We start from the raw sequence: 11,777 nt of genomic DNA, 5'->3' as shown, positions 1-11,777 counted from the left end.
TGCGCGTCCACTCGATCCTAGAAGGAACCAACCAGGTCATGCGCATGATCGTCGGCCGGGACATGCTCCGGCAATGACCGGGACGAACAGGAGAAGATGCACATGAAGATCGCGTTTATCGGCCTCGGCAACATGGGCGGCGGGATGGCCGCGAACCTCGTCAAGGCGGGGCACGCGGTCAACGCGTTCGACCTTTCCGAAGCCGCGCTCGACGCGGCGAAGGAGCACGGCTGCGCAACCTTCACCGACGCGGCCGCCGCATGCGACGGTGTGGAAGCGGTGGTCACCATGCTGCCGAACGGGCAGATCGTGCAGTCGGTCTATGAGGGCAGCGTGATCGGACGGGCGCCGGAGGGCGCGATCCTGCTCGACTGTTCGACGATCGACGTCGCCACCGCGCGCGCGGTGATCGCGGCTGCGGAGGGCGCGGGCTACGACATGGTCGATGCACCGGTAAGCGGCGGGATCGCCGCGGCGAACGGGGGCACCCTGACGTTCATGGTCGGCGGTTCGGGCGAGGCGTTCGAGCGCGCGAAGCCGATCCTCGAGGGGATGGGCAAGGCGGTGATCCACGCAGGCGCCGCCGGCAACGGGCAGGCGGCCAAGATATGCAACAACATGCTGCTCGGCATCCACATGATCGGCACCTGCGAGGCTTTTGCCATGGCGCAGAAGCTGGGCCTCGATCCGCAGACCTTCTACGACATCTCGAGCGTCAGCAGCGGCCAGTGCTGGTCGATGACGAGCTATTGCCCCGTGCCCGGTGTCGGCCCGACGACCCCGGCCGACAACGGCTATCAGGGCGGCTTTGCGGCCGGCCTCATGCTCAAGGACCTGCGCCTCGCCATGGATGCGGCCGAAGACGTCAACGCCGCGGTCCCGCTCGCCCAGCGCGCGCGGGCGCTCTACGAGGACTACGTCGGCGCGGGCAACGCCGAGGTGGATTTCAGCGGGATCATCCGCACGCTGAAATAGGGTTTGTGCACGCGGGCATTGGACAGGCGGCGCCCATGCCGTAACGGGCAGGGCAACCGATCCGTCCCGCCAGGAGCAGACCCATGAAGACCCGCGCCGCCGTCGCCTTCGAAGCCAGAAAGCCGCTCGAGATCGTCGAGCTCGACCTCGAAGGACCGAAGGCGGGCGAAGTGCTGGTCGAGATCATGGCGACCGGCATCTGTCACACCGACGCCTACACTCTGGACGGGTTCGACAGCGAGGGGATCTTCCCCAGCGTCCTCGGCCACGAAGGCGCAGGCGTGGTGCGCGAAGTCGGTGCCGGGGTGACCTCGGTCAAGCCGGGCGACCACGTGATCCCGCTCTACACGCCCGAATGCGGCCAGTGCAAAACCTGCCTGTCGGGCAAGTCGAACCTGTGCACCGCGATCCGCGCGACGCAGGGCAAGGGGCTGATGCCCGACGGAACCACGCGGTTTTCGTACAAGGGCCAGCCGATCTACCACTATATGGGCTGCTCGACCTTCTCGAACTTCACCGTCCTGCCCGAGATCGCCGTGGCGAAGATCCGCGAGGACGCGCCGTTCCAGACCAGCTGCTACATCGGCTGCGGGGTGACCACCGGGGTGGGCGCGGTGCTCAACACGGCCAAGGTCGAGCCGGGCGACAATGTCGTGGTGTTCGGCCTCGGCGGGATCGGGCTCAACGTGATCCAGGGCGCGAAGCTCGCGGGTGCGGGCAAGATCGTCGGTATCGACATCAACCCCGAGCGCGAGGCATGGGGCAGGCAGTTCGGCATGACCGACTTCCTCAACACCAGGGGCCTCTCTCGAGAGGAGACGATCGCCAGGATCGCCGAGATCACCGACGGCGGGGCCGACTACAGCTTCGATTGCACGGGCAATGTCGAGGTCATGCGCACCGCGCTCGAATGCTGCCACCGCGGCTGGGGCACCTCGATCATCATCGGCGTGGCCGAGGCGGGCAAGGAGATCGCGACCCGCCCGTTCCAGCTCGTCACCGGGCGCAACTGGCGCGGCACCGCGTTCGGCGGGGCCAAGGGCCGCACCGACGTGCCCAGGATCGTCGATATGTACATGGACGGCCAGATTGCGATCGACCCGATGATCAGCCATGTCCTCAGCCTCGAGGAAATCAACAAGGGCTTCGACCTGATGCACGCGGGCGAGAGCATCCGCTCGGTCGTGGTCTATTGATGGAGCAGGTTTCGGCGAACAGGAGCCACGGCGGCACGCAGGGCGTCTACCGGCATGCCTCGCGCGAGACGGGGACGGAGATGACGTTCTCGGTCTTCGTTCCCGACCACGCACCCGGCGCGAAGCTGCCGGTGCTGTGGTATCTCTCGGGTCTCACCTGCACCCACGCCAACGTGACCGAGAAGGGTGAGTACCGCGCGGCGTGCGCCGAGCACGGGATCATCTTCGTCGCGCCCGACACCAGCCCGCGCGGCGACACGGTGCCCGACCACGAGGGCTACGATTTCGGCCAAGGCGCAGGGTTCTACGTCGATGCGACCGAGGCGCCGTGGGCGGCGAACTTCCGGATGCGCAGCTACATCGAGAGCGAGCTGCCCGAACTCGTCGCCGCGGAATTCACGATGGCGGATATGACCCGGCAAGGGATCACCGGTCACTCGATGGGCGGGCACGGCGCGCTGACCATCGCGCTGCGCGACCCCGGCCGCTTCCGCTCGGTCAGCGCGTTTTCACCAATCGCCAGCCCGCTGAACTGCCCGTGGGGCGAGAAGGCGCTCGGCGGCTATCTCGGAGAGGACCGGGAAGCGCGGCGCGACTACGATGCCTGTGCGCTGATCGCGGACGGTGCACGGCTACCCGACCTGCTGGTCGACCAGGGGACCGCAGACCAGTTTCTTGTCGAGCAACTCAAGACCTCGCTCCTCGTGGATGCCTGCGAGGCGGCGGGCATCCCGGCAACGATCCGGATGCAGGAGGGCTACGACCACTCCTACTACTTCATCTCGACCTTCATGGCCGATCACGTCGCCTGGCACGCGAAGCGGTTGAAGGCCTAGTCCAGCGCGGCGATCGCGCCGAGAACCCGTTCGGCATATTCGCGGCGGCAGATCAGCAGATCGGGCACGAACGTATCGGCCTGGTTGTAGACCAGCGGCGAGCCGTCGATCCGCGAGCAGTGCAGGCCGTGCGCCTGTGCCACGGCGACGGGGGCGCAGTTGTCCCATTCGTGCTGGCCGCCGGAGTGGAGGTAGATGTCGGCCTCGCCGCGCACGACCGCCATGGCCTTCGCGCCGGCGCTGCCCATGGGGACGAGCTCCGCCCCGATCCGCTCTGCCACGGACGTCGCCTCGGCCGCGGGCCGCGTGCGGCTGACTACCATCCGGGGCCGTTCGTGCGGGCGGGGGAGCGCTGCCGGCGCGTCGCTCCGCAGGACGAGATCGAGGCCCGGCAGCGCCACGGCACCGACGCGCGCCGCGCCGTCGATTGCGAGGCCGACGTGCACCGCCCAGTCGGTCCGCTCCTCGCCGTATTCGCGCGTGCCATCGACCGGGTCGACGATCCACACCCGGCGTTTCGAAAGCCGCTCTGCGGTGTCGGTGCTTTCCTCCGACAGCAGTCCGTCGTCGGGCCGTTGGTGGCGCAGCGCGTGGACGAGGAACTGGTTCGCGGTCTCGTCGCCCGCCTTCCCCAGCGCCTTGCCTTCGAACATTCCGGAGGCGCGGACTTCGAGCAGGAGGCGCCCCGCGACCTGCGCGAGGTGAGCGGCAAGCCCGGCGTCGGTCATGCTCATTTGAGCGGCAGGATCCGGCGGATGATGTATTGCGCCGCCTCTTCGGGCGTCATGTCGACCGTGTTCACCACGATGTCGGGGTTCTCGGGCGGTTCGTAGGGACTGTCGATGCCGGTAAAGTTCTTCAGCTTGCCCTCCCGCGCCTTCCTGTAGAGGCCCTTCACGTCGCGTGCTTCGGCGACTTCGAGTGGGGTGTCGACGAAAATCTCGATGAACTCATTTTCCGCCAGCATGTCGCGCACCATCTGGCGTTCGGCGCGAAACGGGCTGATGAACGCGGTGAGCACGATCAGCCCCGCGTCGGCCATCAGCTTGGCGACCTCGCCGATGCGGCGGATGTTCTCGATCCGGTCGGCCTCGGTGAAGCCCAGGTCCTTGTTGAGCCCGTGGCGCACGTTGTCGCCGTCGAGCAGGAAGGTGTGCCGGTTCATCAGCGCGAGCTGTTTTTCGACCTCGTTGGCGATGGTCGACTTGCCTGAACCCGACAGGCCGGTGAACCAGAGGACGCGGGGGGTCTGGTTCTTCAGGGCGGCATGATGCTCGCGGGTGATGTCGGTCGCCTGCCAGTGGACGTTCTGGCTGCGGCGCAGGCTGAAGTGGAGCATCCCCGCGGCGACCGTGGCGTTGGTCGCCTTGTCGATCAGGATGAACCCGCCGAGCGTCCGGTTCGTGGCGTAGGGCTCGAACACGAGAGGCTTGTCGGCGAACACCTCGGCCACGCCGATGTCGTTGAGCGAGAGCGTCTTCGCCGCGAGCCGCTCCATCGTGTTGACGTCGATCCGGTACTTGGGCTCCTGCACCGTCGCCGACACGGTCTGCGTCGCCAGCTTGAGCCAGTAGCCGCGCCCGACGTGAAGATCCTCGTCGGCCAGCCAAACGACCGTCGCCTCGAACTGGTCGGCGACCTGCGGCGGATCATCTGCGGCGGCGATCACGTTGCCGCGCGAGCAGTCGATTTCGTCGGCCAGCGTCAGCGTGACCGACTGGCCGGCGATTGCGCGGTCGAGGTCCCCGTCGAAGGTCACGACCGATGCGACACTGCTCGTCCGGCCCGAGGGAAGGACGCGAACGGCGTCGCCCGACGCGATCGTCCCCGAGGCGATCAGGCCGGAAAAGCCGCGGAAGTCGAGGTCGGGACGGTTCACCCACTGAACCGGCATCCGGAACGGCTTGCCGGCGTCGGCGGCGGAGAGCACCTCGACGGATTCGAGGTGATCGATCAGGCTAGGCCCATCGTACCACGGCGTGTTCGCGCTCGGCGCCGCGGTGATGTTGTCGCCCTTGAAGCCCGAGATCGGGATCGCGGTAAAATTCTCGATCCCGATGGTCGCGGCAAAATCGCGGTAGTCGGCGACGATGCGCTCGAACACCGCGCGGTCGTAGCCCACGAGGTCCATCTTGTTCACCGCGAGGACGACGCTGCGGATACCGAGCTGGTGGCACAGGAAGCTGTGCCGCCGGGTCTGGACGAGAACGCCCTTCCTCGCATCGACGAGAATCACCGCGAGGTCCGCCGTGCTCGCGCCGGTGACCATGTTGCGGGTGTACTGTTCGTGACCCGGGCAATCGGCGACGATGAACTTGCGTTTCTCGGTCGAGAAGAAGCGGTAGGCGACGTCGATCGTGATGCCCTGTTCGCGCTCGGCGGCAAGCCCGTCGACGAGAAGCGCGAAGTCGATTTCCTGCCCCTGGGTGCCGATCCGCCGGCTGTCGCTTTCGAGCGCGGCGAGCTGATCCTCGAAGATCATCTTGCTGTCGTAGAGCAGCCGGCCGATCAGCGTCGACTTGCCGTCGTCGACGCTGCCGCAGGTGATGAAGCGGAGCATCGTCTTGTGCTGGTGCGCCTCAAGGTAGGCGTCGATGTCCTGCGCGATCAGCGCGTCGCTCTCGTAGGCGGGGGTGTTGGCGGTATCGGCCATCAGAAATACCCCTGCTGCTTCTTCACTTCCATTCCGGCACCGCCCTCGTCCTTGTCGATCGCGCGTCCCTGCCGCTCGGAGGTGGTGGTCAGCAGCATTTCCTGGATCACCTCGGGCAGCGTCGCCGCTTCGCTCTCGACCGCGCCGGTCAACGGGTAGCAACCCAGGGTGCGGAAGCGGATCGAACGCATGACCGGCTCTTCGCCGGGCGCGAGCGGAAAACGATCGTCGTCGACCATCAGCAGCATTCCTTCGCGCTCGACCGTGGGACGCGGCGCGCTGAAATAGAGCGGGACGATCTCGATGCCCTCGAGGTGGATGTATTGCCAGATGTCGAGCTCGGTCCAGTTCGACAGCGGGAACACGCGAATGCTCTCGCCCTTGCGCTTGCGGGCATTGTAGAGGTTCCACAGTTCGGGCCGCTGGTTCTTTGGGTCCCAGCCGTGGCTGGCGGTGCGGAAGCTGAAGATTCGCTCTTTGGCCCGGCTCTTCTCCTCGTCGCGGCGGGCGCCGCCGAACGCGGCGTCGAAGCCGTATTGGTCGAGTGCCTGCTTCAACCCCTCGGTCTTCCACATGTCGGTGTGGAGCGGCCCATGATCGAACGGGTTGATCCCGCGCTCCTGTGCCTCGAGATTGCGATGGACGAGCAAGTCCATGCCCGCTTCCGCGGCGGCGCGGTCGCGCAGTTCGTACATCGCCTTGAATTTCCACGTGGTGTCGACGTGCAACAGCGGGAAGGGCGGGGGTGAGGGGTAGAACGCCTTGCGCGCGACGTGGAGCATCACCGCGCTGTCCTTGCCCATCGAATAGAGCATCACCGGGCGTTCGGCCTCGGCGACGACCTCGCGCATGACGTGAATCGCCTCGGCTTCGAGGCGCTGGAGATGGGTAAGGGTGGGAAGCTCGGTCATCGGCGCCGACACATAGGGCCGCAAATCGGTGTTGGACCTCCCAAATGGGAGTGATATGGGCGCGTATGCGCGTACCCAACCTCGGCGAGACGGATCTGCTGGTGCCGCTGCATGACGGCTTGTTCGAACAGCCGATGTGGCAAACCTTCCTGTCGCGGTTGCGGCGGGTCAGCGGGACGGATTACGCGGCGCTGATTATCGGCGCGAGCCCGGATGGCGATCCGACCCGGCTGACCCTTTCCAACGGCGTCCTTCCCGAGGATGTGACCAGCGTTCTGGCGCACTGGCCAGGGGGCGAGGGACGCCTGTTCGCGGCGATGCGCGAAGGGCGGGTGCATTCGCTGGAGGAGCTGGTCCAGGGCCGGCCCGAGCTCGCAGCCATGCGCGGCTCGCGGGCGAGCGGCTTCGCCGCGATGCGGCTCGTCGATCCGGGCGGGATCGAGGCGGTCCTGCTGCTCGCCGGAGCCGCGCGGATCGGGCCCGACGTCGCCAATCTGCTGGTCGCGCTCTCGCCTCACCTGCGCGTTGCCCAGCGCACATTCGCGGCAATCGAGCGTGAACGGGCGCGTTCCGAGGTCAACGCCGAGGCCATCTCCCGCATGAACTTCGGGTGGATCGCCCTCGACGCCCGCTGCCGGATCGTCGACTGCGATGCGCAGGCCGAGCGTTTTCTCCAGCGATCGGGGGTACTGCGCCGTGCGCACTACGACCGGCTGACGCCGACGGCGGCGGAGGTGGACCGCCTGCTCACCGCCCATGTCCGCGAATGCGCGGCCAACCCAAGGATCGGCCCGCGCGCGGTCAATCTCAGCCGCGACCCGTGGACCGACATCCTCGTTGCGCCGCTGCGGATCGATTCGCTGGCCGGACGCACCAATGCGGTGGCCGCTGTCTACCTGCGGGGCGACCGCTCCTCGCGGGCCGACCGCCAGGACCAGCTGGTGGGGCTGTTCGGCCTGACGCCGTCCGAAGCGCGGCTGGCCTGGGCGCTGTCGCAGGGGATGTCGATCGCCGAAGGCGCCGCCACCTGCGGTCTGACGGTCGAGACCGCTCGCAACTACTCGAAGAAGATCTACGCCAAGACCGGCGCCCGCGGGCAGGTCGATCTCGTCCGGCACATCCTCACCGGGGTTCTGGCGCTCGCCTGAAAGGCGCTCAGCTGCCCGAAAACTCCGCCTTGCGCTTCGAAAGGAACGCCGCCGCGCCTTCGCCGGCATCGCGGGTGCCGCCGGCGATCCGCTGGGTGCGCGCCTCTGCCGCGAGCACCGTCGAGAGGTCCGACTGGAGGCCTTCGCGCAAGGTCTGCTTCATCAGGCCGAGCGCGACTGTCGGTCCGGCGGCGAGCCGGGCGGCAAGCGCCTCCGCCTCGCCGGCGAGCGCCTCGTCCTCGACGCACTTGTAGATGAGGCCGATGCGCTCTGCTTCCTCGGCATGGATCTTCTCGCCCAGCATCATCATCCGGGTCGCCTGCGCCGTGCCGACGAGGCGCGGCAGCATCCAGCTCGATCCGCCGTCCGGCACGAGGCCGATGTTGACGAAGGCCTGCAGGAAATAACCACTCTTGCCGGCGATGACGAAGTCGGCAGCGAGAGCGATCGAGCATCCGACCCCCGCCGCGGGTCCCTGGACCGCGCAGACCACCGGAACCGGCACGCTCGCAAGCACCTCGATCAGCGGGTTGTAGTGCCTGCTGAGCGAGGTGAAGGCGCGATCGCCGCCGGGCATCGCGACCCCGGAACTGGCCGCGAGGTCGGCCCCAGAGCAGAAGGCGCGTCCTTCGCCCCGAATCAGCACCGCGCGCGCGTCGCCGACCGCGCGGATCGCGGCGAAGATTTCGTCGGCCATCTGCGGAGAGCAGGCGTTGAGCCGTTCGGGACGGGCGAGGGTTATCGTCAGCACCGATCCCTCGCGGGCGACCTTGATCGACTCGAATTCGCTCATGGCATGTGTTCTCCCCGAACATTGTTCTCTTCCCGCTTCGTGTGGGCGAGCGGGTGCGCGATTGCAACCGATCCTCTTCGTCCGCCGAAGGCTCGGACCTCACCGATTGACAATCATAAGCATAGTTATAAATAGCGCCCTTATGGATAACATCGCCTCCATTCTGGCCGACACCTCACGCCTCATGCGGCGCAGCTTCGATGCGCGCGCGCGCGACATCGGCGTGACCCGCCAGCAGTGGCTCGTCCTCGTCAACCTGGCGCGGCACGAGGGCGTCAACCAGGGCGGCCTCGCCGAGCGGCTCGACGTCGAACCGATCACCGTGTGCCGCATGGTCGACCGCCTGCAGGATGCCGGCCTCGTCGAACGGCGCGCCGACCCGGCGGATCGGCGCAGCTGGCGGCTCTTTCTCACCGACCGGGCGCGCAGCCTGCTCGACCAGTTGCGGCCCCTCGCGGATGCCATGATCGAGGATGCGCTCGACGGGCTCAACGGCGCCGAGCGCGAAGTGCTGCGCGATCTGCTCGAGCGCATCCGCGAGAACCTTTCGCGGCGCGTCGCCGAGGGCATCGCCGCCAATGGCTGACCGCGACCCCCAGATCGAGATCGACGAAGCGGCCCCGGCTGCCCGAGATTTGGCACCGGAAGCGGCACCTGCACCGTCACGCTGGAACAAGCTCGTGCTCATGGCAGGGGTTCCCCTGCTGGTGATCGCCGGCGCCGGAGGGTACTGGCTCAGCCTTCAGGGCAAGGTTTTCACCGACAACGCGTACGTCCGCCAGGACAAGGTTTCCGTGACCGCCGAAGTGGGCGGCCAGATCGTCGAGGTGCTGGTCGACGACGACGATTTCGTGAAGGCTGGCGACCTGATGTTCCGGATCGATCCCGCCCCGTACCGGATCCAGATCGCGCAGGCCGATGCGGCGATCGCCACCGCGCAGGCGAATGCGACTGCGCTCCGGAACGCCTCGGCGCTTTCGGGATCCGACATTGCCGCTGCCCGCGAGGACATCGCCTTCGCGCAGGCGAGTTACGACCGGCAGGCCGCGCTGTGGAGCAAGGGCTTCACTACGAAGGCGGATTTCGAGGCGGCGCAGCACCGGGTCGCGCAGGCGCGCGAGGCGTTGCGCAGCGCCGAAGCGAAGCGGACAGAGGCGGCCGCCAAGCTGTCGCAGGGCGCGCAGGTGCCGGGCGAGCTTCCAGCAATCGCTGCCGCAAGGGCGCAGCGCGAGGCGGCGCAGCTCAACCTGGCGCGGACCGAGGTGCGCGCGCCGATCGCTGGGCGGGTCACCCAGGCCGATCGGCTTCAGAAGGGCCAGCAGCTTATCAGCGGGGTGCCGGTGGCGACGATCGTCGCGACCGGCACGAGCTATATCGAGGCGAACTTCAAGGAGACACAGCTGGCCCGCATGGCGATAGGCCAGCCAGCGGAAATCACCTTCGACGCCTATCCGGACGTCAAGCTCAAGGGCCACGTCGAGGCTATCGGCGCGGGGACGGGAAGCGAGTTCTCGATCCTGCCTGCGCAGAACGCGACGGGCAACTGGGTCAAGGTGACGCAGCGCGTGCCGGTCAGGATCGTGATCGACAGCAAGAGCCCGCGCCCGCTGATCGCCGGCCTGTCGACCGGAGTCACCGTCTTCACCGACGGCAGGAAGCACTAGGAAACCGCCTTGGCGACCGCAGCACATCGCCCTGCCGGTGTGGCCGGCGGGCCGGCCGTCGGCCCGGTGGCGGATGTCGCCGCGCTGCCGGTGAGAAACACCTGGCTGGTGGTGTTCGGCATCATGACCGCCTCGCTGCTGCAGATCCTTGACACGACGATCGCGAACGTCGCCATCCCGCACATGCAGGCCGCACTCGGCGCGACGCCGGACGAGATCAGCTGGGTCCTGACCAGCTACATTGTCGCCAGCGCAGTCGCGATGCCGATCACCGGCTGGCTCGCGGACCGGGTCGGTTCGCGCCGTCTGTTCATCGCCTCGACGGCGGGGTTCGTGCTTTCCTCGATGATGTGCGGAATGGCCCAGAACATCACCGAGATGGTCCTGTTCCGCGCCCTTCAGGGCGTGACGGGCGCCTTCATCGGTCCGCTGAGCCAGGCGGCCATGCTCGACGTCAACAAGCCGTCGCGTCAGGCGCAGATGATGGGCGTGTGGGCCATGGGAATCATGGTCGGGCCGATCCTCGGCCCGCTTCTGGGGGGATGGCTGACCGAAAACTGGAACTGGCGCTGGGTGTTCTACGTGAACGTGCCGATCGGCGCGATCGCGCTGGCGATCCTGCTCGCCGAACTTCCGTCGCGCAAGGTCAGTCGCCGGCGCTTCGACCTGTTCGGATTCTCGATGATCGCCATCGCCATCGCCGCGCTGCAGATGATGCTCGACCGGGGGGCGCAGGAAGACTGGTTCGAATCGCCCGAGATCTGGATCTATGCCGTGGCCATCGTCAGCTGCGGCTGGATCAGCGTCGTGCATCTCGCGACCAACAAGAAGGGAACGTTGTTCAACCGGGCACTGTTCGCCGACCGCAATTACGTGGTCGCGCTTGTCTTCATGGGAGCGATCGGGGTCGGCGTCTTTGCCACGATGGCGCTCCTTCCGCCGATGTTGCAACGGCTGTTCGGGTATTCGGTAATCGACACCGGATGGGTGCTGATGCCGCGCGGGATCGGCACGCTCATCAGCATGCAGATCGCCGGGCAGTTGACCCGCCGCGGGTTCGATCCGCGCTACCTCATCTTCAGCGGGTTCGTTCTCACGACACTGTCCTTCTGGCACATGTCCGGGTGGTCGCTGGGAATCGACCAGCAGACGATCGTGGTGACGGGATTCCTGCAGGGTCTCGGCATGGGCTTGGTGTTCATCTCGCTCAACAACGCGGCGTTCGCCACGCTGGCACCCGACCTGCGGACCGAGGGATCGAGCCTGCTCATCCTCATGCGTTCGCTGGGAGCCTCGATCGGGATCTCGGTGACGACGACATTTCTCGCCCGGAACATCCAGGCGAGCCACGCGGACCTTGCGAGCCACGTGACCGCTTCGTCGACGGCGGTCATGGACGTGTCCACGATCGACCGCTTCCAGGCCCTGGGGTCCACCGCGCTCAGCGCGCTCGATGTGGAAATCAACCGGCAAGCGGCTATGATTGCCTACGTCGATGATTTCTATCTGATGATGTGGGTCAGCGCGGCGGCCTTGCCGCTGATCCTGCTTATGCGCCCGGCCCGACGCGGGCCCGGCTAGGAACTCGGCCGCAAACGGGG

At 67.1% G+C, this 11,777-nt stretch carries 11 protein-coding genes; 7 read left to right on the top strand and 4 right to left on the bottom strand.

Features of this window, described 5'->3' with window-relative positions; genetic code table 11:
* Positions 1 to 102 precede the first annotated feature (102 nt).
* The 3 genes from mmsB (at position 103) to fghA (ending at position 3,007) form a co-directional block, all read left to right on the top strand.
* Positions 103 to 975, top strand: coding sequence for a 3-hydroxyisobutyrate dehydrogenase (gene mmsB / locus N0B51_RS08330; protein WP_259961846.1), 873 nt, complete (start codon positions 103 to 105; stop codon positions 973 to 975).
* Between the two features lie 83 nt (positions 976 to 1,058).
* Positions 1,059 to 2,171, top strand: a complete 1,113-nt coding sequence (locus N0B51_RS08325; RefSeq protein WP_259961845.1) for an S-(hydroxymethyl)glutathione dehydrogenase/class III alcohol dehydrogenase — start codon at positions 1,059 to 1,061, stop codon at positions 2,169 to 2,171.
* Positions 2,171 to 3,007, top strand: coding sequence for an S-formylglutathione hydrolase (fghA, locus tag N0B51_RS08320; RefSeq protein ID WP_259961844.1), 837 nt, complete (start codon positions 2,171 to 2,173; stop codon positions 3,005 to 3,007). Before N0B51_RS08325 ends, fghA begins: the two co-directional genes overlap by 1 nt.
* Here the strand turns inward: fghA and N0B51_RS08315 are convergent.
* From N0B51_RS08315 to cysD, 3 genes are read right to left on the bottom strand one after another with little or no spacing between them, the layout of a single operon-like run.
* Positions 3,004 to 3,741 carry a 3'(2'),5'-bisphosphate nucleotidase CysQ gene (locus N0B51_RS08315; RefSeq protein ID WP_259961843.1) on the bottom strand — a complete coding sequence of 246 codons (738 nt, stop codon included), beginning with the start codon at positions 3,739 to 3,741 and terminating at the stop codon, positions 3,004 to 3,006. The genes fghA and N0B51_RS08315 overlap by 4 nt on opposite strands.
* Complete coding sequence (cysN, locus tag N0B51_RS08310) at positions 3,738 to 5,660, bottom strand: sulfate adenylyltransferase subunit CysN (protein WP_259961842.1); 1,923 nt, start codon at positions 5,658 to 5,660, stop codon at positions 3,738 to 3,740. The genes N0B51_RS08315 and cysN overlap by 4 nt, the downstream gene beginning before the upstream one ends.
* Positions 5,660 to 6,571, bottom strand: coding sequence for a sulfate adenylyltransferase subunit CysD (gene cysD, locus N0B51_RS08305; RefSeq protein ID WP_259961841.1), 912 nt, complete (start codon positions 6,569 to 6,571; stop codon positions 5,660 to 5,662). The genes cysN and cysD overlap by 1 nt, the downstream gene beginning before the upstream one ends.
* 44 nt (positions 6,572 to 6,615) lie before the next feature.
* Here cysD and N0B51_RS08300 point away from each other — a divergent pair, with 44 nt between their 5' ends.
* Positions 6,616 to 7,719, top strand: coding sequence for a helix-turn-helix transcriptional regulator (locus N0B51_RS08300; protein ID WP_259961840.1), 1,104 nt, complete (start codon positions 6,616 to 6,618; stop codon positions 7,717 to 7,719).
* 7 nt (positions 7,720 to 7,726) lie between these two features.
* On the opposite strand, the gene N0B51_RS08295 is transcribed toward N0B51_RS08300, so the two are convergent.
* Positions 7,727 to 8,512: an enoyl-CoA hydratase-related protein gene (locus N0B51_RS08295; protein ID WP_259961839.1), complete on the bottom strand. Its 786-nt coding sequence runs from the start codon at positions 8,510 to 8,512 to the stop codon at positions 7,727 to 7,729.
* A 142-nt stretch (positions 8,513 to 8,654) separates the two neighbouring features.
* Here N0B51_RS08295 and N0B51_RS08290 point away from each other — a divergent pair, with 142 nt between their 5' ends.
* Genes N0B51_RS08290 through N0B51_RS08280 form a run of 3 tightly spaced genes read left to right on the top strand, consistent with a single transcriptional unit; the run spans position 8,655 to position 11,757 of the window.
* Positions 8,655 to 9,098, top strand: a complete 444-nt coding sequence (locus N0B51_RS08290; protein WP_259961838.1) for a MarR family winged helix-turn-helix transcriptional regulator — start codon at positions 8,655 to 8,657, stop codon at positions 9,096 to 9,098.
* Positions 9,091 to 10,176: an HlyD family secretion protein gene (locus N0B51_RS08285; protein WP_259961837.1), complete on the top strand. Its 1,086-nt coding sequence runs from the start codon at positions 9,091 to 9,093 to the stop codon at positions 10,174 to 10,176. The genes N0B51_RS08290 and N0B51_RS08285 overlap by 8 nt, the downstream gene beginning before the upstream one ends.
* 9 nt (positions 10,177 to 10,185) lie before the next feature.
* Positions 10,186 to 11,757, top strand: coding sequence for an MDR family MFS transporter (locus N0B51_RS08280; RefSeq protein WP_259961836.1), 1,572 nt, complete (start codon positions 10,186 to 10,188; stop codon positions 11,755 to 11,757).
* Positions 11,758 to 11,777 lie beyond the last annotated feature (20 nt).

The organism is Tsuneonella litorea (assembly GCF_025154015.1).
Taxonomy (GTDB): Bacteria; Pseudomonadota; Alphaproteobacteria; order Sphingomonadales; family Sphingomonadaceae; genus Tsuneonella; species Tsuneonella litorea.
Note: the sequence above shows the minus strand (reverse complement) of the source record. Positions and strands in the feature narration are given on the sequence as shown.